Source organism: Micromonospora sp. NPDC005205, from assembly GCF_040608275.1.
Classification (GTDB): domain Bacteria; phylum Actinomycetota; class Actinomycetes; order Mycobacteriales; family Micromonosporaceae; genus Micromonospora.
Genome location: NZ_JBEXHV010000002.1, coordinates 556,526 through 578,171, shown reverse-complemented (window position 1 = coordinate 578,171; position 21,646 = coordinate 556,526). Strand labels below are relative to the sequence as shown.

The following is a 21,646-nucleotide window of genomic DNA, read 5'->3' as shown; positions in this document are numbered from 1 at the left end:
GGCTACCGGCACGTAGGACCACTGGGCGACCAGCCAACGATGACTGACCGCTAGGAGGACGGCCCATGGGCGAAATGGTGAGCTACCGCAGCAACGGGGGCGCGAGCGAGGGGTATCTCGCGATACCCGCCAGCGGCACGGCCAGCCCCGCCGTCATCGTCATTCAGGAATGGTGGGGTCTGGTCCCGCACATCCGGTCGGTGGCTGACCGGTTCGCCGATGCCGGTTTCGTCGCCCTCGCCCCGGACTTCTACCACGGTGAGACGACCAGCGAGCCGGACGAGGCGCAGCGGCTCCTGCTGGCGATGCGGATGGACGAGGCGGCGAAGGACATCGCCGGAGCGGCCGACTATCTCGCCGGGCGGCCCGAGGTCACCGGTAAGGTCGGTGTCGTGGGCTTCTGCGCTGGTGGCAGCCTGGCCCTCTGGTCGGCGACCATCTCCGAGCGGATCGTCGCGACCGCCGGTTTCTATCCCGTGCTGCCGTGGGAGTCGATGCGTCCCGACTGGGCCGACTACGCCGGCAAGGCGGCTGTCATCCACTGCTCCGAAGAAGACGGCACCTCGGCCGCCGAGGGCGTGCAGACCGCCCGGCGGGCCATCGAGGAGGCCGGCGGCGACTGCCACCTCTACGACTACCCGGGCACCTCGCACGCCTTCTTCAACGACGACCGGCCGGAGGCGTTCGACCAGCGCGCCGCTGCCAGTGCCTGGGCCCGCACCCTGGAACTCTTCCGGGCCAAGCTTGGCTGAGACACGTACCCCCGCACAGGTGGTCGCCCGCGCAGCGCGGGCGACCGACCTGGCCGACCTCGACGCGGCGGTGAGCGACTGCTTCGCCTGCCCGCGGTTGGTGCAGTGGCGGGAGGACGTCGCCCGCACCCGCCGGGCCGCCTTCCGCGACCAGGAGTACTGGGGTCGACCGGTGCCGGGCTTCGGCACCGGTGACGCCCGGATCGCCATCCTCGGGTTGGCGCCTGCCGCGCACGGTGGCAACCGCACCGGCCGGATCTTCACCGGCGATCGCTCGGGTGACGTGCTGTTCGCCGCGCTGCACCGGGCCGGGCTGGCCAACCAGCCGACCAGCGTCGCCGCCGACGACGGGCTCACGGTGCGCGACCTGCGGATCTTCTCGGCCGTCCGGTGTGCGCCTCCGGACAACAAGCCGACCCCACCGGAACGGGACACCTGCGCGCCCTGGCTGCACCGCGAGGTCACGATGATCCGGCCCACGCTGCGGGTCGTGGTCGCGCTGGGCGCGTTCGCCTGGGCCGCGTGGTGGCCGGTGCTCCGTGCGGTGTACGGGCAGCGCCCGCCCAGCCCGCGACCGGCGTTCGGTCATGGGGCACACTGGTCCGGCACGAACGCCCCGGACTTGCTCGGCTGCTACCACGTCAGTCAGCAGAACACCTTCACCGGGCGGTTGACACCAGAGATGTTGGACGATGTCTTCGGCCAGGCCAAACAGCTGGCCGGAGTGGACTGAGGCGACGCGTGGGGTGGTGGCGATGACCGACGGAACACGCCCGCCCACACCGGTATCGTCCGCCGAGCCGGGTGTGCTGCGGCCGGTGCTCGGCCTGCTGCGCCGGTGGTGGCCGGTCGGCGCGGTCGCGGCCCTGCTCGCCGGTGCCGCGCTGGCGTCCGCCCACTCGTCGATCGGGGCCAGTCGCATCCCGCCGGCCGCGGACAACGTGCCGTGGGTTCCCGAGTACCCGACCGTCGAGCCGTCGCCGTCCATCCCGATCGAGCCCCGCGACGCCGGCGAGGCCACCCAGGCGCACATCCCGCAGTGGGTCGGGACCGTGGCTGTGGTCCTGCTCGGTCTGGCCATCCTCGCCGCGCTCGGCTACCTCAGCTGGGTCCTGATCCGGGGAGCGCTGCGCCGCACCACCCGGGCACTACCGGCACAGCGGGCCCGCCGTACCGCCGAGGGCACAGCCCGCGAGGTGGTCGCCGCCCTCGACGCCGGCCTGGTGGAGCTCGACGACCACGACACCGACCCCCGGGTGGCGGTGATCGCCTGCTGGGTGCGCCTGGAGGAGACCGCCGCCGCGGCCGGTGTGCCGAGGCTCGCCGGGGACACCCCCACCGACCTGGTCAGCCGACTGTTGCAGGGTGACCCGGCGGCGGGCGTGCCGGCCATCGCCAGCACCGATGTGCTGGCCGAGTTCGCGCACGTCTACCGGGAGGCCCGCTACGCCACCCACCCGGTCGGCGAACGCACCCGGGACCAGGCCCGCGCCGCGCTCGGTCGGCTGCGCGGAGAGCTCACCGCGGCGGTGACCTCATGAGCAGCACCAGCATCGACGATCTGCTCGCGTTCGAGGAGGAGGCCGCGCCGGTCGGTCCGCAGGCGCGCCCGTCCCGATGGCGTCCGGTGCTGCGCCTGATCGCGTGGGCCGCCGCGTTGGTAGCGGTCCTGCTGGTCGGCTTCCGCGCGGTGGGCCTCCAGGTCTCGCTTCCCGTACTGATCGCCGGGGTGCTCGCCGTGCTGGCGGTCCGCCGGGTCACCGCCCTGCTCGCGCCGCCACCTCCGCCGCCGCCGGGTCGCCGGGCCGGCGCGGGCGAGGAGGACGGCAGCTACAACTGGGCCGCCCGGGACGCGCTGCGTGGCGCCATCAACCAGTGGGAACGGCCCCTGGACTGGTCCTCGAACCGAACCGAACGTTTCACCAAGGTGGTCCTGCCCCGGATCGGTGAACTGGCCGACGAGCGGATGCGGCTGAAACACGGCGTCACCCGTGAGTCGGATCCCGCCCGCGCTCGCGTCCTGCTGGGTGACCGCCTGTGGACGTTCCTGGAGACCCCGCCTCGCCGCACCCCGTCGCCGCGCGATCTCGCGGTGATCGTCGCCGAACTGGAGAGCATCTGATGAACGACGTGGACCGGAGCATTGCCCCCGCCGAGGTCGGGCACCTGGCTCGGGCGGTCCTGGACGCGGTCGGCACCGTCGTGGTCGGCAAGCGGGACGCGTTGGAGCTGGTCCTCGCCGGCATCCTCGCGGGCGGGCACGTGCTCCTGGAGGACCTGCCAGGGCTCGGTAAGACACTCACCGCCCGCTCGTTCGCCCAGGCCCTCGGGTTGGACTTCCGTCGGTTGCAGTTCACTCCCGACCTGCTCCCCGCCGACGTCACCGGCTCCTTCCTGTACGACCAGCGCAACGGTGACTTCACCTTCCGGGCCGGCCCGGTCTTCACCAACCTGCTCCTCGCCGACGAGATCAACCGGACGCCGCCGAAGACCCAGTCCGCGCTGCTGGAGGCGATGCAGGAGAAGCAGGTGTCGGTCGAGGGTGTGACCTACAAGCTCGACGAGCCGTTCCACGTGCTGGCCACCGCCAACCCCATCGAGTACGAGGGCACCTACCCGCTGCCGGAGGCGCAGCTGGACCGGTTCCTGCTGCGGGTCTCGTTCGGTTACCCGCAGCCCGAAGAGGAGTGGGAGGTGCTGCGCCGTCGGATGAGCCGTCGCCGGGAGGAGGCGGACATCAAGGCGGTGGTCGACGCGGCGACGCTGCGGGCCATGCAGGCCGCACTGGAGGACGTGGTCGTGGAGGACTCCATCGGCCGCTACATCGTGTCGCTCACCGCGGCCACCCGGGAGCACCCGTCGGTGCTGGTCGGCGCCTCCCCTCGCGGTTCGCTGGCGCTGCTGCTGCTGGCCCGGGTCCGCGCGGTGTTCGGCGGACGGGACTACGTGGTGCCGGAGGACGTCAAGTCGGTGGCGGCCCCCGCCCTGGCCCACCGGATCACCCTGCGCCCGGAGATGTGGTTGCGCCGGGTCGACCCGGCGTTCGTGGTGGGCGAGGTGCTGGAGGCGACTCCCGCCCCGGCCAGTGGCGCGCTGCCCAGCTACGCCGCCGGCGGGCCCCGGCACTGATGACCGGACCGACAGTGCCGACGGCCATCGAGGCGGAACCGGCTGCCGGCTGGGCGCCCACCCCGGCGCTCGGCCGCGCGGTGCTGCTCGCCGGCCTGCTGCTGGTGGCCGGGGTGCTGCTGGGCCGGGTGGACCTCATCGTGCTCGCCGCCCCGTTCGCGTTGGGCACCGCGTACGCGCTGCGTCGACGACCCACTGCGCTGCCACAGGTGTGGATCACCCAGGGTGACGGTGGGCCGCTGGTCGAGGGCGGTGACGTGGCTGCGGCGGTGAGCGTCGGCAACCCGGACACTGTCGACTACGACCTGGTGGTGACGCGTACCCGGGTGTCGCAGTGGCTGCGGATCGACCGGGCCGGCTTCGCCCGCGACGAGGCCGCCGACGACGGGGAGCCGAGCGCCACCCCGGGAACCGGTGCGGCGGCGCCGGGCGACGGCAGGCGCCGATCCGTCGCGGACCGACCGTTCGTGACGTCGGTGCCGAGTGGCGCGGCGGTGGACCTGGAGCTGGCCGGCAAGGCCCTGCGCTGGGGCCGGCACCCGGTCGGCCCCGCCGGTGCCCGGGTCGCCACGGCCGGGGGTCTGCTGGTCTCCCGGGCGGTGATCACCGAGCCGGTACGGGTGCGGGTGTACCCCCGTACCGAGCCGTTCGAGGCGGTCGAGGCGATGCCCCGCGCCGCCGGCCTGGTCGGGGCGCACCACTCTCGCCGACCTGGAGAGGGCGGCGAACTCGCCGGCGTACGCGTCTTCGCTCCCGGTGACCGGCTGCGCCGGGTCGACTGGCGGGTCTCGTTGCGGACCCGGCAGCTGCACGTGGCCGCCACCCTCTCCGACCGGGACGCGGAGGTGGTGGTGCTGCTCGACGTGCTCGCCGAGGCGGGCCGCTCCGGTGGGGCTGACGGTGCCGCCTCGGTGTTGGACACCACGGTCCGGGCCACCGCCGCGATCGCCGAGCACTACCTGCACCGTGGTGATCGGGTCTCGCTGCTGGAGTACGGGCCGGCGGCCCGCCGGCTCCGGCCAGCCGGCGGACGGCGGCAGTACCTGACCGTCCTGGAGTGGTTGCTCGACGTCCGCGTCCACGCGTCCGCGCACGAGCCGTACGACCAGGTCTTCGGCCCGCAGTTGCTCTCGTCGGACGCGTTGGTGGTGGTGCTCACCCCGCTGCTTGACGAACGGTCAGCGCAGATGCTCGCCCGGTTGGCCCGTGGTGGGCGGTTCGTGGTGGCGGTCGACACGTTGCCGACCGACCTGGCGTCGCCGAAGGACCGGGGTTGGGCCGAGGTGGCGTACCGGCTGTGGCGCCTGGACCGGGAGACCATGATCGGGCAGCTCCGGGAGCACGGCGTACCGGTGGTGCGCTGGGCCGGTGCCGGCAGCCTGGACCAGGTTCTGCGGGACGTGGCCCGGTTGGCGACGGCTCCAAGGGTGGGTGGCCGGTGAGCGCGAGGAGTGAGCTTGCGAGCCCCGCAGTCGCGAACGGAAGGCGGGTGCGGTGAGCGCGAGGAGTGAGCTTGCGAGCCCCGCAGTCGCGAACGGAAGGCGGGTGCGGTGAGCGCTCTGGTGGAGCGGGTTCGGGCGGCGCAGTACGCCGTCGCTCGCGTCAGCGTGGCCCCGCTGCTGGTCCGGGTGGGGATCTTCGTCATCGTGTTTGCCGGGTTCGCTCTGGCGTTCCCCGCGGAGGTGCTTCCCGGCCGGTCGATCTTCTTCCTGGCGGTGGCCGCCCTGTTGCCCGCGTTCGGGCCGCGCAAGGTCTGGACGACCTTCACGGCGTTGGTCACGGTGGGCGGGTGGCTGCTCGCCACCGACGGGTACGGCCGTCCGGTCGCCCTCTGGCGGCTGCTCGCCGTCGCGGCCCTGCTCTACCTGGGTCACACCCTCTGCGCGCTGGCCGCGTTGTTGCCCTATGACGCGATGGTGGACCCCGAGTTGATCACCCGGTGGTTGGTGCGGTCGTCGGCCGTGCTGTTGGGTTCCGCAGTGCTCGGAGTGCTGTTGTTGCAGGCGACGGGGACGGGCGGGGGTGCCGGACACCAGTGGGTGACAGTGCTGGGGCTGCTGATGGCGGTGGGGACGGCAGTGTTGCTGGGCTGGCTCCTGCGACGTCGGTGACCACTGCGATCCGAGGGTTACGCAGGTCACATGGGTTGTGCTCCGTCACAGATGGGGGCCGCGAGCGGGATTACCTGAGCCGGCCGGGGAAAGATAGACAACGTGAATCCGAAGCGGATCCTTGTGGTTGGTGCGGGGCACGTCGGTCTGTACGCGGCGCTGCGCCTGTCGAAGAAGCTCAGCTCCCGTGAGGCTGAGGTCATGGTGGTTGACCCCCAACCCCACATGACCTACCAGCCGTTCCTGCCCGAGGCGGCGGCGGGCAACATCTCCCCGCGGCACGCAGTGGTGCCGCTGCGACGGGAGTTGCGCAGGTGCAAGATGGTGGCCGGCACGGTCACGCGGATCGAGCACGACCGCAAGGTGGCCACCGTGCAGCCGATCAGCGGCCCGGCCCGGGAGATCACCTACGACCACGTGATCGTGGCCCCGGGTTCGGTCTCCCGCACCCTGCCGATCCCCGGTCTGCACGAACAGGGCATCGGGTTCAAGACCATCGGCGAGGCGATCTACCTGCGCAACCACGTGCTGGATCGGCTCGACGTGGCGGCCGCCACGCCGGATCCGGACGTCCGCCGTTCGGCGCTGACCTTCACCTTCGTCGGCGGTGGGTACGCCGGCATCGAGGCGCTCGCCGAGATGGAGGACATGGCTCGCGACGCCATGCGGTACTACCCGGAGCTCAAGCAGGACGAGGTCCGCTGGGTCCTGGTCGAGGCCACCCAGCGGGTGCTGCCCGAGGTCGACCGGGACATGGGTGCGTACACCGTGCAGCAGTTGATGAAGCGCGACATGGACATCCGGCTGGACACCCGCCTGGAGTCCTGCGTCGACGGGGTGGTGAAGCTCTCCGACGGTGACAGCTTCCGCTCCGACACGATCGTCTGGACCGCCGGTGTGAAGCCGTCGCCGATGCTGGACTCGACCGACTTCCCGCGCGACGACCGTCGACGGATCACCTGCCTGCCCACGCTCCAGGTGGTCGACGGTGACCAGGTGCTCGAGGGTGCCTGGAGCGCCGGGGACTGCGCCGCCGTGCCGGACCTGACCAAGGAGCCGGGCAACTTCTGCTCGCCGAGCGCTCAGCACGCGGTGCGCCAGGCCGCCCGGATGGCCGACAACATCGCGGCAGTGATCCGGGGTCGCGAGCCGGTGAACTACAAGCACAAGCACGTCGGCAGCGTGGCGAGCCTCGGCCTGCACAAGGGCGTGGCCCAGGTGTACGGGATCAAGATGACCGGTTGGCCGGCGTGGGTGATGCACCGGACGTACCACATGAGCCGGATCCCGTCGTTCAACCGGAAGGTCCGCGTGGTGGTGGACTGGTCGTTGGCGTTCTTCCTCAAGCGCGAGGTGGTGGCCCTGGGCCAGTTGCACGACCCGCGCGAGGAGTTCGTCGAGGCCTCCCAGCCGGTCGGCGCGCCCCGCGTCTGACCACAGACCGACGCCGACCCCGTCGATCTTGCACTTCCGGATGCCGTAATGCGCCTTCTGGTGCGTTTCGTCCGGACAGAAAGTGCAAGATCGGCGGGGTTTTGGTTGGTCTAGACCCGCCACGTCCAGGCGTCGGCGATCCGGGTGGGTGGTCCGTAGAGCTGCTCCAGGGTTGCGCGCAGGCTTTCCGCGTGGGGGGCGTCGTCGGTGAGCGCCAGGCAGGAGGCGCCCCAGAAGTCGGCGTCGCGGGCCGCCTGTCGGCGCTGCTCGTCGCCGATGGCCGGTTGGTCGCCGCGGCGGGCGACATCCGCCAGCAGCGCGGAGGTGGGCTGCTTGAAGGTGCCCATCGCCGCGGTGCCGCCCCTACCGTACGGGCCGATGAAGAAGCCTTCCGGCAGCCCGAAACCGGCGTCGGCGGCGGTCGCCCAGCGCATCGGCCAGGGCTCCTTCGGGGTGGGCAGTGGCACCGGGACCAGCACCCCGCCCGGCGGTACGCACTGCCGCCAGTGGCCGCCGGTGATGAATTCCGGCACGGCGGGTCGTCCGGCGGTCGGCAGGGGGGTCGGGAAGATCGTTAGCAGCGCCACTCCGACGGCCAGGGGCACCAGCCGCCGTGCCCGACCGGAGCTGCGCAGGGCCCGGTCGACAGCGAGCACCAGCAGCGTCGCGAGGATCGGCAGCAACGCCAGCGCGAACCGCATCGGCAACGCCCCGTCCACCACCGGCAACCCTCCGATCACTGCGTACGGGCCGGGGATCGCCGTTCTGGTGCCGCCGAGCACCACCTCCGGGCCGAGCGAGAGCGCCCCCATCACCAGCCCCGCCACGACGCAGGCGAAGACCAGCCGGCGTCGCCCGGCCCAGATCGCGCAGACCACGGCGATCAGTAGCAGTGGCCAGCCGAGGAAGGTGTTGTACTCGGCGGGGCCGGTGGTCAGCCGGGCCGATGCGTCGCTGCCGGCCACCGACAGTGGGGAGAGCGTCCACCAACTGCTCAAATCGGCGGAGAAGTAGGCCGGGGTGAACATCCCGTCGGCGACTCCCTGCGGCCCGGCGAACTGGAACCACAGCGGATAGCCGAGCACCAGCAGGGCGAGCCCGGCGGCGATCGCCAACCCGCCGGCGAATCCGGGGAGCGCCCGGCGGGCCAGGTCCCGGTCCGCCACGGCGTAGCTGATCGCCATCACCAGCAGCGTGATCGCGGCGAGGAAGAGCACCTCCTCGCCGATGAAGACCTGCGCGCTGACCGCGCCGGCGAGCCCCGCCGCGGAGGTGAACAGTCGACGACGATCCGGCCCGGTGGTTCGGGTGCGGCCGGCCTCGTCGGGGGTGGCGGGCCCCGGGTCGGCCGCCCGCAGCAGCCGGACCACCAGCCAGACGATCACCGGCACCAGCCACTGGGCGGTCATGTGCAGGTGGCTGTTGCTCTGCGACACCATGCCGGGTCCGAATCCGCACAGCCCGCCGCCGAGTCCGGCGGCCACCCGGCGGACGCGCAGCGTCCGGTGGAACAGCAGGTACCAGGCGAGTGCGGTGCCGGCGAGGTTGCCGGCGGCGAGCAGCGCGAAGGTGACCGGTGCGCCCAGCAGCAGGGTGACCGGCGCGAAGAGGACGCCGAGGGCGATCACACTGGTGTTGGTCATCAGGTTCACGCCGTCGGGGGCGTTGAGCCGGTCGGTGAGCAGGTCGAAGTCGCCGAGCAGCGCGCGGGCGTCCACCGCCAGGAACCACTCGTAGAGGGTCTGGTCCTCCGGATTGAGCGCCAGGACGCGGCCGCCCGGGTCGGGCCACAGCCCGTGGGTGAGCCAGCCGGCCAGCACCGCGAAGATCAGAGCGGCCAGCAGGTCCGCCCGGTGGCGGCGGACGGCGGCCAGCAGCCGGGTGGCCCGGGGTCGGCGGTTGACCTGATCGGCGAGGCGGAATGCCTGCTCAGGCGCGGCGTCGGGGGCCGTGGGGGCTGCGCTGCTCACGGCATCGACCCTAATGTGGCCAGACCGGCGGGGTACGCCGGGTCGCCGCAGACCGGCTACGGTGACACTGCACCAGGCGTGTCGGCGCGCCGGTGCCACTCGCCCGGGTGGTGGAAAGGCAGACACGGCCGCCTTAAAAGCGGCTGCCGAAAGGCGTGCGGGTTCGACCCCCGCCCCGGGCACCGGTCGACTCACACATTCTCATTCGTGATCTCCAGGACTTGGCTCTGCCGTTTACTCTTGGAGGGCACGTTCACGTGCAAACGACCCCCTGAGGGAGGCCAGACAGTGAAGACCTCGAACCCGGTGCTCGCCCGGCTCGGCCAAGCGGCCGAGCGGGAGCGCTCCGCCGGGTACGCCCCGGCCGGGCCGTACGGACAGCCCGGCATTCCCCAGCAGTACCCGTCCCAGGCCGACTACCCGGCCGCGCCACCCACTGTGGCGCCGATGACCGTCGACGACGTGGTCGTCAAGACGGTCGCTCTGCTCGGCATTCTCGGCATCACCGCCGCGGCCGCCTGGGTGCTCGTTCCCGACGCGCTGGTCGGTACCGCGTGGATCGGCGCGGCGGTCGTCGGCCTGGTGCTCGGCTTGATCATTTCGTTCTCCCGGATGGCCAACCCGGCGCTCGTGATCGCGTACGCGGTCGTCGAGGGTGTCTTCGTCGGCATGGTCAGCAAGGCGTTCGAGACGGCCTACGACGGCATCGTGCTCCAGGCCGCCGCAGCCAGCTTCGGCATCTTCTTCCTGATGGCGATGCTCTACCGGGCGAAGGTCATCCGGGCCACCCCGGCCTTCGTCAAGGGCATGATCGCCGTGATGGTCGGCCTCTTCGCGGTCATGATGATCAACCTGGTGCTGGCGCTGTTCGGCGTCAACACCGGTCTGCGCGACGGCAGCCCGCTCGCCATCGGCTTCAGCCTGGTCTGCATCGTGGTCGCCTCGCTGAGCTTCGTGCTCAGCTTCAAGGAGATCGAGGACGGCGTCCGGATGGGCCTGCCCCAGCGCTACTCCTGGGTGGCCGCGTTCGGCATCCTGGTCAGCCTGGTCTGGCTCTACATCGAGATCCTGCGTCTGCTGAGCTACTTCCAGGGCGACGACTGACCTCGTCCGCACTGCCGACCGGCGCCCGTCCCCACTCCGGTGAGGGCGGGCGCCGTCGTCCGCGCCGTTTGCCCGCCGCCGCCGGTCCGCCCGGGGCAGAGTGACTTCGGGGGGTACGCGGGCTAAGGAGGCGGCGGTGCGGAGCAACAACCCGGTGCTCAACCGGCTGGACGAAACCGGCCGGGTGGAGGCCCGGGTGCTCGGCGCCCGTGACGTCGAGCCGATGACCGTCGACGACGTGGTGGTTCGTACCGTCGGGTTGCTGCTGGTGACCGGCGCGGCCGCGGCGGTGTCCTGGGCGGTGATCCCCGACGCGGTGTGGCTGGGCGCAGCGCTGGCCGGCAGCGCGCTCGCCTCGATCGCGCTGGTCCTGGTCATCTCGTTGCGGAGGATCACCAACCCGGTGCCGATCGTCGGCTACGCCATCCTCCAGGGGCTGTTGCTGGGGGTGGCGAGCCGCACCTTCGAGCAGGTCTATCCGGGCATCGTGGTGCAGGCGGTGGCGGGTACCTTCGGTGTCTTCCTCGGCATGGCGGCGCTCTACCGGGCCCGGGTGATCCGGGCGACGCCCCGCCTGGCCCGCCTGGTGATCGGCACCCTGCTCGGCATCGCCGTGCTCAGCGTGGTCAACCTGGTGTCGTACCTGATCACCGGGCGGTCGGGCCTGGCGGTCTACAGCGTCAGCGGGCAGGTCGGCTGGCTGCCGTACGCCTTCTCGGTGGTGGCCATCATCGCCGGGGCGTTCAGCTTCATTCTCGACTTCGACCTCGTCGAGCGTTCGGTGCGGGACGGCCGAGCCCGTCGGTACGCGTGGCTGAGCGCGTTCGGCCTGCTCACCGGGTTGGTCTTTCTGTACTGGCAGTTGCTGCGGCTGCTCAGTTATCTGCGCCGCTGACCGGCCCGACCCGGACGCGGCCGGTGCGGCCGTAGACTCGGCGGCGATGAGCGCAGCGGAGTTGGACAAGGCCGTGCAGTTGCTGGTCCGTCAGATCGCGCACTGGCAGCAGCCCCGGTGGGCGGCCGTCGCGACCGCCGGCAACGTGTCCCGCGCCGACCTGGTGCACCGTCTGGTGCAGGAGGTCGCCAACCTGGCCGCCGACGCCGAGGGGGAGCCCCGTCGGGTGGTGCCCCGGCTCGACAACGACCTGGCCCTGCCCGATCAGTTGCGGGTGGTCACGGCGGACCTGCTGGCTGCCCACCCGGGGCCCGAGGCGCTGGCGCGGGCCGCCGCCGAGGTGACGGCGACCCGCAGCGCGCTCTGAGGGCAGCTCGGCTCAGCTGAGCCGTTCCAGCACCATGGCCATGCCCTGGCCACCGCCCACGCACATGGTCTCCAGACCGATGGTCTTGTCGTGCCACTCCAGTGCGTTGAGCAGGGTGCCGGTGATGCGGGCGCCGGTCATGCCGAACGGGTGGCCGACCGCGATGGCCCCGCCCATCACGTTCAGCTTCTCCTCCGGGATGCCCAGCTCGCGGTAGGAGGGGATGACCTGCGCGGCGAACGCCTCGTTGATCTCGACGAGGTCGACGTCGTCGATGGTCATGCCGGCTCGGCGCAGCGCCTGCCGGGACGCCTCGACCGGCCCGAGACCCATGATCTCCGGCGACAGGGCTGTCACGCCGGTCGAGACGATCCGGGCCAGCGGGGTGAGCCCGAGTTCCTCGGCCCGCTGGGCGCTCATCACCACCACTGCGGCGGCGCCGTCGTTGAGCGGGCAGCAGTTGCCGGCGGTGATCCGCCCGTCCGGGCGGAACACCGGCTTCAGGCCGCCGACCGCGTCGAGGGTGACGCCGGCCCGGGGCCCGTCGTCGGTGCTCACCACTGTGCCGTCCGGCGTGGTGACCGGGGTGATCTCCCGGGCCCAGAAACCGTCGGTGATGGCCTTCTCGGCGAGGTTCTGGCTGCGTACACCGAACTCGTCCATGTCGGCGCGGGTGACGTCGTACACCTGGGCCAGGTTCTCCGCGGTCTGCCCCATGGACAGGTAGATGTCGGGCAGCTCGCCGGCCTCACGCGGGTCGGTCCACACCTCGGCGTCGCCCTGCGCGCGGCGCTTCGAGCGCTCAGCCGCCGTCCCGAAGCGGGGGTTCTCCCAGCGGCCGCCGACCACTGCCTGCGCCTCGGGCGGCAGCCCGTCGGAGCTGCCCCGGGCGTAGCGGGAAACGATCTCCACCCCGGCGGAGACGAACACGTCGCCCTCGCCGGCCCGGATGGCGTGCATCGCCATCCGGGTGGTCTGCAACGAGGAGGCGCAGTAGCGGGTCAGCGTGGCGCCGGGGACAGTGTCCAGACCGAGGAGGGTGGACACCACCCGGGCCATGTTGAAGCCCTGCTCGCCGCCGGGCAGGCCGCACCCGAGGTAGAGGTCGTCGATCGTGGTCGGATCGAGCGCGGGGATCTTGTCCAGCGCGGCCTGGACGATGGTCGCGGCGAGGTCGTCGGAGCGGACGTCGCGCAGGGAACCCTTGTGCGCCCGCCCGATGGGGGAGCGGGCGGTGGCGACGATGACGGCGTCGCGGGACGACTCAATCGGCATGGACCAACGTTAACCCGCCGGTAACATGGCGCGGAAGAAGCGGACGCGGCGGGAAATGTCACCCTGGCCGGGGCGATCTAGCGCCGGGTCGTGGCCGCCGCCGCGGCGACGATGGCGGGCAGCAGGGCGTGCGCCCACACCCGGTAGCCGTCGGCGGAGGGGTGGAAGCCGTCCTGGCAGAGCGTCCCGGCGTCGGCCCGGAACACCGGCCCGGTCTCGGTGGCCAGGTCGACCACCGAGCCACCCGCCTCCAGCACGGCAGTGGTCTGCGCGCGGGCCACCCGACGCCCGGACCAGCCGACCACCTGGCGCAGCGGAGGCGCGATGGCACGCACGGCCCCGAGGTCGGGGCAGGTGCCCACCACCACCTCGACGCGCGCCTCGCGCAGGCGGTGCACCGCAGCGCCGAGATAGGCCGCCGCGTCGGAGGGCCGGCGCAGCCCGGTGGCGTCGTTCGCGCCGATCAGGATCAACGCCACGTCGGGCCGCTCGCCGAGCAGGGCCCGGGCCACCTGGGTGGCGAGGTCCGTCGAGCGGGACCCGGAGACGCCGACGCTGGACAGGTGCACCCGGCGGCCGGCCGGGCCCTCGGCGAGCAGGTTGGCCAACTGGCCGCCGATGGTGTCCTCCAGACGGTCGACACCGACGCCCAGTGCCGACGAGTCGCCCAGCAACACCAGCCGCAGCGGGGCAGCGCCCGCCCGGCCGATCGTGGCGCGCAGGGCAAGGCCGAGCTCCGGTTCGGCGTAGCGTCGGTGCCGGGCGATGAACGCCTCACCTGCGAGGACGGCGGCGCCCCCGACAGTGCCGGCGAACAGCGAGATCGCCGCCGCCCGACCCAGTCGGCCGGCGACGCCGGAGGTCACGCTCCGCGCGCTGCGCTCGTTCATGCCAGTCCCTCCACTGTCGAGGTGTCCGAGGCGGACCCGTGCTGCGGCACCGCGCCGACACCGAAGAACGCCCGTCGGCGCAGCTGCGCCCACCGGCCGGCCGGCCCCCGATCGCGGCCTCGCACCTGGACGCCGCTGACCTCCGTGCCGGCGTGTCGGGCCGCCTCCTGCGCGGCCCTCGGCAGGGACCGTACGCCGTCCCCGAGCATCGGTGTGGCCCGTCGTTCCGGGGTCGCGCCGAGGGCGGAGAGCATCGTCGGCAGGAGCGCGGCGGCGGCCATCGCGTACCCCTCGGCGGAAGGATGGAACCGGTCCCAGGCGAACATCCGGGTCGGCTCGGCCGCGAACCGGGGGCCGAGCAGATCACCGAGGGAGACCGTCCACCCGCCCGCCTCGACCACGGCCACCGTCTGGGCGGCCGCGAGCTGGCGGCTCCAGCGGTGCGCCAGCCAGCGCAGAGGCGGCTGGATCGGGCGGATCGCGCCCAGGTCGGGGCAGGTGCCGACGACCACCTCGCACCCCGCGTCACGCAGGGTGTGCACCGCCTCGACCAGGTAGCGCACCGCCAGGCCGCGCGGGGTGCGGTTGGTGATGTCGTTGCCGCCGATGAGGATCACCGCGATGTCGGGTCGGCACTCCAGCGCCGCCTCCACCTGGTGGCGCAGCGCCGCCGAGATGGCGCCGACCACCGCGAAGCGGTGCAGCTGCACCGGCCGGTGCAGTCGACGGGACAGGCCGGTGGCGAGCAGCGCCCCGGGCGTCTCGCGACGGCGGTGCACCCCGTAGCCGGCCGCCGACGAGTCACCGAGCACGACCATGGTGAGCGCCGGGCCGGGGAACTTCGCGCCGTACATCCCGTCGCAGCGGGGCGGCGGCGCCTCGGCCATCGGGATGGTCCGTCGCGCCTGGCGGGCCTGGCCGACCAGCACCCCGCCGGTCGCCACCACGGCCGCCGCGGTGGCGCCCGTCCCGATGGCCGCCAGCAGGGCGACGCGCCTGGCCTGCCGCCAGCGCTCATCGGGTACGACGAAACCTGCCACCCCCATATCTCGACATTATCGCGCTGGCCCGACACACCGCTGTCGTCGTGACGGCACCCGGGTGCCTGGAAACCGACGCGACGGGGTATCTGGGTTCCAGAGGCCGGCCGACTTGCGCCGACCCGCCACGCTGATCCGGCGGAGAGGAGCGCGACGATGGGTAAGACACTGAAGCGCAGCGCGGCGTTCACGGCCCTGGCGCGGGCCCTGGCGGCCGGGGCGCGCAACGGGCCGTCGATCGGCACGCGGTTGGCAGCGCTGCCCCGGATGATCAGGGCCACCACCAAGGGGGAGTACGACGGCGGCCTTCGGCTGGCCCTGATGACCGCGGCGACGGCGTACATCGTCTCGCCGATCGACCTGCTCCCGGAGATCCCGCTGGCGATCTTCGGGCTGGCCGACGACGCGGTGATGGTCACCTGGTTGGCTGGCAGTGTGCTCGCCGAGACCGACCGGTTCCTCGAGTGGGAGGCCCGCCGCAGCTCGGTCATCCCCGGGGGGTTGGTGCCCTGACGACACGTACGCTGGGCGGTGAGCAATCGTCTTCCCGGTCGCCCACCGCCGGCGCCGCAACGAAGGGCACACCGTGCAGTACTACGACAACGTCGTCGACATGATCGGAAACACCCCGCTGGTGCGTCTGCGTAACGTCACCGAGGGCATCCAGGCCACAGTGCTGGCCAAGGTGGAGTACGTCAACCCGGGCGGCTCGGTGAAGGACCGGATCGCGCTGCGGATGGTGGAGGACGCCGAGGCCGCCGGCCTGCTCAAGCCCGGTGGCACCATCGTCGAGCCGACCAGCGGCAACACCGGTGTCGGGTTGGCCCTGGTGGCCCAGCTCAAGGGCTACAAGTGCGTCTTCGTCTGCCCCGACAAGGTCAGCCAGGACAAGCAGGACGTGCTCCGGGCATACGGCGCCGAGGTGGTGGTCTGCCCGACCGCCGTCGCGCCGGAGGACCCGCGCTCGTACTACAACGTCTCGGACCGGCTGACCCGGGAGATCCCCGGCGCCTGGAAGCCCAACCAGTACAGCAACCCGGCCAACCCGCGCTCGCACTACGAGACGACCGGTCCGGAGCTGTGGAAGCAGACCGACGGCGAACTCACCCACTTCGTGACCGGCGTCGGCACCGGCGGCACCATCTCCGGCATCGGCCGGTACCTCAAGGAGGCGTCCGAGGGTCGGGTGCGCGTCATCGGGGCCGACCCGGAGGGCTCGGTCTACTCCGGCGGCACCGGCCGTCCGTACCTGGTGGAGGGCGTCGGCGAGGACTTCTGGCCGGAGACCTACGACCGGGGTGTCGCCGACGAGATCGTGGAGGTCTCCGACAAGGCGTCCTTCGAGATGACCCGGCGACTGGCCCGCGAGGAGGGGCTGCTGGTCGGCGGCTCCTGCGGCATGGCGGTGGTCGCCGCCCTGGAGGTCGCCCGCCGGGCCGGCCCGGACGACGTGGTGGTGGTGCTGCTGCCCGACGGCGGTCGCGGCTACCTCTCCAAGATCTTCAACGACTCGTGGATGGCCCGGTACGGCTTCCTCGACAACTCGGGCGCAGAGCCGACGGTGGCCGACGCGCTGGCCAGCAAGCCGGGCGGCCTGCCCGAGCTGGTGCACGTGCACCCGACCGAGACCGTCCGCGACGCGATCGACTACATGCGCGAGTACGGCGTCTCGCAGCTGCCGGTGCTCAAGGCCGAGCCGCCCGTGGTGACCGGTGAGGTCGCCGGCTCGATCGCCGAGCGGGACCTGCTCGACGCGCTGTTCACCGGCCAGGCCCACCTGCACGACACGATCGAGCGGCACATGGGCGACCCACTGCCGATGATCGGCGGTGGTCAGCCGGTGAGCGAGGCGGTGGGCATGTTGGAGAAGTCCGACGCCGCGCTGGTCCTGGTCGACGGCAAGCCCAAGGGCGTCCTGACCCGCCAAGACCTCCTGTCCCACCTGGGAGCCCACTAACCCCCGGGCCCCCCGGGGCCCCACGACCCGCAACCCCTCCACGCTCGCGTCGATCATGGACTTGTGGTGGTACACAAACAGGGCTTCCGTGCCCAAAGCGGCCACCACAACTCCATGATCGACGCCGAAGGGGGTGGGGTGGGTTAGAGGGGGCGGGTGTAGCGGATCTGGGGCGTTGGGGCGTTGCCGATGTGTTCCGCACGCTCGGCGCCGGTGGGGGTCCAGCCGCCGCGTTCGTAGAAGGAACGGGCGTGGGCGTTGTCCCGCAGCACCCAGAGCACGGCGCGCCGCCGGCCCTGCGCCCGCATGGCGTCCAGGGCGTCCACCATCAGGGTGCGGCCGACGCCACGGCCCTGCTCGGCGGGGTCGAGGTGGATCGCGTTGAGCAGCCCGGTGGCGGGGTCGTCCTCGTCGTCCGGGCCCAGGTGGCTGAACCCGACCAGCGCCCCGGCCCGCTCGGCCACTGTCATCCGGTGGGTGTCCCGCTCCCAGATCCACCGCTCGACCCAGTACCGCCCCATCGCCTCCGGTGTCGGGTCGGCCAGTGCCTCGGCCGGCACGAAGGCGGAGTACGCGGCGACCCGGGAGCGCTGGTGCAGGGCACCCACCGCCATCAGGTCGCCTTCGGTCGCGGGGCGGAGCGTGACGGTCACCCGGCCGAGGCTACCCGGCGGGGCGGAACCTGCACCGTGGTCAGATCCTCGGCGATGATCAGTTCGCCGTCGAAGTGCGCGCGCGCCTCGTCGTGGAACCGGCGCGGGTCGGGGTAGCGCTGGGAGAAATGGGTGAGCACGAGCCGGCGTACCCCGGACTCGGTCGCCACCCGGGCGGCCTGCGCCGCGGTCAGGTGACCGACCTCGGCGGCGAGCGCGGCCTCCGACTCCAGGAACGTCGACTCGATGACCAGCAGGTCGGCGTGCTCGGCGAGGGCGTACACCCCGTCGCAGAGGCCGGTGTCCATCACGAACGCGAACCGCTGCCCCGGCCGGGGCACGCCCACGTCGGCCCGGGTGACGCGGCGTCCGTCGAGGTCCAGGTGCCCGACGCGGATCAGCTCGCCGACGGCCGGCCCGGCGATGCCGTACGCGGCCAGCTTCTCCGGCAGCATCCGGTGCCCGTCCGGCTCCACCAGCCGGTAACCGTACGTCTCGATGGGGTGCCGGAGCCGGCGTGCCTCCAGCGTGCCGCAGCGCAGGTCGATCCGCTGCCCGTCCGCCTCGATGGGCTCGACCCGCAGCTCGGCGGTCTCGTAGAACGAGGTGGCATACCGCAGTCGGGCGAAGTATTCGGCGCCGCCGGCGGGAAAGTGCACAGCGACCGGCTGGGCCACCCGGTCCAGGGAGAGCCGCTGGATGGTGCCGGGCAGGCCCAGGCAGTGGTCGCCGTGGAAGTGGGTGACGCAGATCCGGGTCAGGTCGGTGGCGGTGACGGTGGTGTGCAGGAGCTGGCGCTGGCTGCCCTCACCCGGGTCGAAGAGGATCACCTCGTCGTCCCACCGCAACACGTACCCGTTGTGGTTGCGCTGACGGGTCGGCGCCTGGCTGGCCGTCCCCAGCACCACCAGCTCGCGCATGGACATCGCCACTCCCGCGGATATGGAGCGACCCCCGGGGCGCTCCGCGCATGTGCGCGGGCCGGCTGGACTTGGCCGGCACCCCGGGGGTCGGGTGGCTGTCGTGGATTCGCCGCACCGCTGCCACACGGTCTCGACGATGGTGCTTTTGCCCGCCTCGCGGCAGACCGATCACTGTCGAGGACAGCGGCTAGCTGACAGCCACCTCACGAGTCCGATTGCTATACAAGTCTGGACCACCTCCCTTCACGTGTACGGCCACGTTATCGAGTTCTCGGCGGGCTCGGCAACGGATTTCGATCACAGGGCCGAACGGGAATGCCCGGCCAGCTCAGCGGAGCGCTCATGGCGGCGATCAGGCAGAGGCCCGATGCCGCAGCCGGCCGAGAGCACAGGTGGTCCCGTCCGATCCAGGGTGCCGGCCGTTGCTGCGTCCGCGACGAGTCGATCACGCCCGTCCGCGGCGACCCGCGCCGCACTACCGGCCGGACGGCCTTCCCCGAGCCCAACCGGTCGCACCGGCCGCCCGGCGGGCGCCAGCCGCACCGGCCGCACCAGCCGTAGCGGCTTGATCCACTCGCGTTCACGGAAGTCGGGGTATAACCGACGCTGGGACACCCCGACATCAAGGAACCCGAGTCGATCAAGAACAAGGCCACCGGGTGCGAAACCCGGTGGCCTTGTCAGTAACGCAATTGTGGTCAGCCGCCGACACGGGCCACGCCGACCGGGCAGCTCAGCCCGTTCGGGCCGTGGTTGCAGTACCCGTTCGGGTTCTTGGTCGGCGCGAGGTACTGCTGGTGGTAGTCCTCGGCGAAGTAGTAGCTGCCGAGCGGGGCGATCTCGGTGGTGATCGCACCCTTGCCGGCCCGCGTCACGATCGGCTGGAACGCGTCGCGGGACGACTCCGCGATGGTCCGCTGCTCGTCGGTGGTCGTGTAGATCGCCGAACGGTACTGGGTGCCCACGTCGTTGCCCTGGCGCATGCCCTGGGTCGGGTCGTGGTTCTCCCAGAAGACCTTCAGCAGATCCTCATAGTTGATCTTGCTGGGGTCGTACACCACCTGGACGACCTCGGCGTGCCCGGTCCGGCCGGAACACGTCTCCTCGTACGTCGGGTTCTTGGTGATGCCACCCGCGTAGCCGGCGGAGGTGGTGTAGACGCCGGGCAGCGTCCAGAACAGCCGTTCGGCACCCCAGAAACAGCCCATGCCGAAGACCGCGACCTGGAGGCCCTCAGGGAACGGGCCCTGCAACGGGGTGCCCAGCACCTCGTGGCGGTCGGCGACCGGCATGGCGATCGGACGGCCCGGCAGGGCCTGGTCGGGCGAGACCATATCGGCGTTCATACGGCGCAAAAACACGGTGGGGATCTCCTCTCGTACCTCTCCCAGCGTGTAACACCGGAGGGTCCAGCTTCCTTACCCGCGTGACCGTCAGTCAGGCCCCGCCGGGGAGCGCTGCCGCGATCCGGTCCGCGTACGTCTGGGCCTCGGTGTCGTCGTCGTACCTGGTGCGCGGCCAGAAGAAGCCCCGCAACCCGTCGCCCTTGGTGCGCGGGACCACGTGGGTGTGCAGGTGGGGCACCGATTGGGACACCTTGTTGTTCATCGCCACGAACGTCCCACCGGCGCCGAGGGCGGTCTCCACCGCCACCGCCAGCCGCTGAACCATGGCGAAGTAGGCGGGCAGCAGGTCGGCCGGCAACTCCGCCAGGGTCACCAGGTGCGGCCGGGGCACCACCAGGACATGCCCCTTGAACACCGGTCGGGTGTCCAGGAACGCCACCCCGTCAAGGGTGTCGGCCACCCGGAACGCCGGCACCTCGCCCGTCACGATCCCGCAGAACACGCAACCGCTCATCGGGCCAGGCTATGCCGGCTGCCTCGCGGGTCACGGTGCCCCCCCACGCCTGAACCGGCTGTGGTAGTCATCTACGTGGATAAATGAGCGCGGGGCGATCCCGGCCGTCGGCGTCCGCGTCGATGCTCTGAGAGGACGAAGCTTGCAGATCAGAAGAGGTCTCACAGTGGCGCTGGCGGCGCTGACCGCCGGGCTGCTCACCGGCGCGGCCCCGGGTCACGCCCAGGCGGCCGCCGCGCAGACCGCCACCCCACTGCCGCTGAACACGGTGGCCGACGTGGTGTCAGCCGGTGACCGGGTCTTCGTCAGCGGTGGCAGCTCCGCCACCGATGTCGTGGTGACCAGCGTGACCGGCACTGTGATCGGCACGCTGTCGGGCCTGCCCGGCCCCACCGACCTGCTGCTCAGCGCCGACCGGCGGACTCTCTACGTGGCGCTGCCCACCGCCAACGCCATCGCCGCCTTCGACACCGGCTCGCTGGTCGAGTCGGCCCGGTACGACACCGGCGCGGGCGAGTGCCCGTCGTCGCTCGCGCTGACCGGGCGGTACCTGTGGTTCGGCTACGGCTGTGGCCAGGGGGACGGCAACATCGGCCAGATCGACCTGGGACGCCAGCCGGCCCGGGTGGCCACCGGGGTGGCCGTCGGCCAGTACTTCTACGGCGCTCCGCTGCTCGCTGCTGCCAGCCAGAACCGCTCCGTGCTGCTGGTCGGGCAGCCGGGGTTGAGCCCCGCGTCGGTGTATGCGTACCTCATCGGTGCCGGGGGCGTACTGAGCGCACCCAGGACCAACGCCATCAGCGCGGTCGGCAGCAACCTCCGTGACGTCGCCCTCGACCCGACCGGCACCACCCTCTACACGGCCGCCGGTTCACCGCCCCTGGTGCAGGCGTTCCCGTTCGCCGAGATCGCCACGCCCAGCGCGACGTACGCCACCGGCCCGTACCCGCGCGCCGTTGAGCTGTCGCGTACCGGCACCATGATCGCCGCCGGCGCCCACGCCTACTACGCCCCGGACGTCTTCGTATTCGCGCTGGACGGCACCGAACTGGCCCGCTACGAGCTGGGTGACGAGCTCCCCGCCGGAGGACTGGCCTGGTCGCCGAACGGCGCCCGGGTCTACGCGGTCAGCTGGGACTGGACCGGAGCCCGTCCGGCGATGCTGCACGTGCTGCCGGTCCCGGCCGGCTGACGGGATCGCCCTGGCGCGGGGCCGGGCCACCCGGCCCGGCTCCGGCCGGGAGCGCGGGTTCCGTTCCAGCCCTCTCCGACGGGGCACTAGCCTC

22 protein-coding genes and 1 tRNA gene are annotated in these 21,646 nt (G+C 72.0%); 15 read left to right on the top strand and 8 right to left on the bottom strand.

Annotated elements, in window-relative coordinates:
• The first annotated feature begins 65 nt into the window (after positions 1-65).
• The 8 genes from ABZU43_RS07250 (at position 66) to ABZU43_RS07215 (ending at position 7,426) form a co-directional block, all read left to right on the top strand.
• Positions 66-752 (top strand): dienelactone hydrolase family protein, encoded by a 687-nt coding sequence (locus ABZU43_RS07250; protein ID WP_355005650.1) that lies wholly within the window; start codon positions 66-68, stop codon positions 750-752.
• A gap of 19 nt (positions 753-771) precedes the next feature.
• A complete protein-coding gene (locus tag ABZU43_RS07245; protein ID WP_355005649.1) occupies positions 772-1,485 on the top strand; it encodes a uracil-DNA glycosylase in 714 nt (237 codons plus the stop codon).
• A 22-nt stretch (positions 1,486-1,507) separates the two neighbouring features.
• Positions 1,508-2,293 (top strand): DUF4129 domain-containing protein, encoded by a 786-nt coding sequence (locus ABZU43_RS07240; RefSeq protein ID WP_355005648.1) that lies wholly within the window; start codon positions 1,508-1,510, stop codon positions 2,291-2,293.
• On the top strand, positions 2,290-2,874 hold the full coding sequence (locus ABZU43_RS07235) for a hypothetical protein (RefSeq protein WP_355005647.1): 585 nt from the start codon (positions 2,290-2,292) through the stop codon (positions 2,872-2,874). The genes ABZU43_RS07240 and ABZU43_RS07235 overlap by 4 nt, the downstream gene beginning before the upstream one ends.
• Positions 2,874-3,881, top strand: a complete 1,008-nt coding sequence (locus ABZU43_RS07230) for a MoxR family ATPase (RefSeq protein WP_355005646.1) — start codon at positions 2,874-2,876, stop codon at positions 3,879-3,881. Before ABZU43_RS07235 ends, ABZU43_RS07230 begins: the two co-directional genes overlap by 1 nt.
• Positions 3,881-5,323 (top strand): DUF58 domain-containing protein, encoded by a 1,443-nt coding sequence (locus ABZU43_RS07225; RefSeq protein ID WP_355005645.1) that lies wholly within the window; start codon positions 3,881-3,883, stop codon positions 5,321-5,323. The genes ABZU43_RS07230 and ABZU43_RS07225 overlap by 1 nt, the downstream gene beginning before the upstream one ends.
• A 108-nt stretch (positions 5,324-5,431) precedes the next feature.
• A complete protein-coding gene (locus tag ABZU43_RS07220) occupies positions 5,432-5,992 on the top strand; it encodes a hypothetical protein (RefSeq protein ID WP_355005644.1) in 561 nt (186 codons plus the stop codon).
• A gap of 102 nt (positions 5,993-6,094) precedes the next feature.
• Complete coding sequence (locus ABZU43_RS07215) at positions 6,095-7,426, top strand: NAD(P)/FAD-dependent oxidoreductase (RefSeq protein ID WP_355005643.1); 1,332 nt, start codon at positions 6,095-6,097, stop codon at positions 7,424-7,426.
• A gap of 110 nt (positions 7,427-7,536) precedes the next feature.
• Here the strand turns inward: ABZU43_RS07215 and ABZU43_RS07210 are convergent, their stop codons facing one another.
• The gene (locus ABZU43_RS07210; RefSeq protein ID WP_355005642.1) at positions 7,537-9,396 is read right to left on the bottom strand and encodes a hypothetical protein; all 1,860 of its coding nucleotides are present in this window, start codon (positions 9,394-9,396) and stop codon (positions 7,537-7,539) included.
• 101 nt (positions 9,397-9,497) lie between these two features.
• Here ABZU43_RS07210 and ABZU43_RS07205 point away from each other — a divergent pair.
• From ABZU43_RS07205 to ABZU43_RS07190, 4 genes are all read left to right on the top strand, one after another.
• A tRNA-Leu gene (locus ABZU43_RS07205) sits at positions 9,498-9,578 on the top strand.
• A 106-nt stretch (positions 9,579-9,684) separates the two neighbouring features.
• Entirely contained in the window at positions 9,685-10,500 is an 816-nt protein-coding gene (locus ABZU43_RS07200) for a Bax inhibitor-1/YccA family protein (RefSeq protein WP_238679755.1), read from the top strand.
• Between the two features lie 136 nt (positions 10,501-10,636).
• Entirely contained in the window at positions 10,637-11,395 is a 759-nt protein-coding gene (locus tag ABZU43_RS07195) for a Bax inhibitor-1/YccA family protein (protein ID WP_355005641.1), read from the top strand.
• A gap of 46 nt (positions 11,396-11,441) precedes the next feature.
• Positions 11,442-11,762, top strand: a complete 321-nt coding sequence (locus ABZU43_RS07190) for a hypothetical protein (RefSeq protein ID WP_355005640.1) — start codon at positions 11,442-11,444, stop codon at positions 11,760-11,762.
• A gap of 12 nt (positions 11,763-11,774) precedes the next feature.
• Here ABZU43_RS07190 and ABZU43_RS07185 read toward each other — a convergent pair whose 3' ends face one another.
• The 3 genes from ABZU43_RS07185 to ABZU43_RS07175 form a co-directional block, all read right to left on the bottom strand.
• Entirely contained in the window at positions 11,775-13,037 is a 1,263-nt protein-coding gene (locus tag ABZU43_RS07185) for an acetyl-CoA C-acetyltransferase (protein WP_355005639.1), read from the bottom strand.
• A 77-nt stretch (positions 13,038-13,114) separates the two neighbouring features.
• A complete protein-coding gene (locus ABZU43_RS07180) occupies positions 13,115-13,927 on the bottom strand; it encodes an SGNH/GDSL hydrolase family protein (RefSeq protein ID WP_355005638.1) in 813 nt (270 codons plus the stop codon).
• Positions 13,924-14,973, bottom strand: coding sequence for an SGNH/GDSL hydrolase family protein (locus tag ABZU43_RS07175; RefSeq protein WP_355005637.1), 1,050 nt, complete (start codon positions 14,971-14,973; stop codon positions 13,924-13,926). Before ABZU43_RS07175 ends, ABZU43_RS07180 begins: the two co-directional genes overlap by 4 nt.
• Before the next feature lie 150 nt (positions 14,974-15,123).
• Between ABZU43_RS07175 and ABZU43_RS07170 the strand changes: the two genes are divergently transcribed.
• A complete protein-coding gene (locus ABZU43_RS07170) occupies positions 15,124-15,480 on the top strand; it encodes a YkvA family protein (RefSeq protein ID WP_112582466.1) in 357 nt (118 codons plus the stop codon).
• Between the two features lie 73 nt (positions 15,481-15,553).
• A complete protein-coding gene (locus ABZU43_RS07165; protein WP_355005636.1) occupies positions 15,554-16,924 on the top strand; it encodes a cystathionine beta-synthase in 1,371 nt (456 codons plus the stop codon).
• A 143-nt stretch (positions 16,925-17,067) separates the two neighbouring features.
• On the opposite strand, the gene ABZU43_RS07160 is transcribed toward ABZU43_RS07165, so the two are convergent.
• The 4 genes from ABZU43_RS07160 to ABZU43_RS07145 all read right to left on the bottom strand — a co-directional run bounded on the left by ABZU43_RS07160 (position 17,068) and on the right by ABZU43_RS07145 (position 20,360).
• A complete protein-coding gene (locus ABZU43_RS07160; protein ID WP_355005635.1) occupies positions 17,068-17,577 on the bottom strand; it encodes a GNAT family N-acetyltransferase in 510 nt (169 codons plus the stop codon).
• Positions 17,574-18,503, bottom strand: a complete 930-nt coding sequence (locus tag ABZU43_RS07155; RefSeq protein ID WP_355005634.1) for a ribonuclease Z — start codon at positions 18,501-18,503, stop codon at positions 17,574-17,576. The genes ABZU43_RS07160 and ABZU43_RS07155 overlap by 4 nt, the downstream gene beginning before the upstream one ends.
• A 695-nt stretch (positions 18,504-19,198) precedes the next feature.
• The gene (gene msrA, locus ABZU43_RS07150; protein WP_355005633.1) at positions 19,199-19,861 is read right to left on the bottom strand and encodes a peptide-methionine (S)-S-oxide reductase MsrA; all 663 of its coding nucleotides are present in this window, start codon (positions 19,859-19,861) and stop codon (positions 19,199-19,201) included.
• Positions 19,862-19,937: 76 nt separating this feature from the next.
• On the bottom strand, positions 19,938-20,360 hold the full coding sequence (locus ABZU43_RS07145) for an HIT family protein (RefSeq protein ID WP_355005632.1): 423 nt from the start codon (positions 20,358-20,360) through the stop codon (positions 19,938-19,940).
• 142 nt (positions 20,361-20,502) lie between these two features.
• Between ABZU43_RS07145 and ABZU43_RS07140 the strand changes: the two genes are divergently transcribed.
• Complete coding sequence (locus tag ABZU43_RS07140) at positions 20,503-21,552, top strand: hypothetical protein (RefSeq protein WP_355005631.1); 1,050 nt, start codon at positions 20,503-20,505, stop codon at positions 21,550-21,552.
• Positions 21,553-21,646 lie beyond the last annotated feature (94 nt).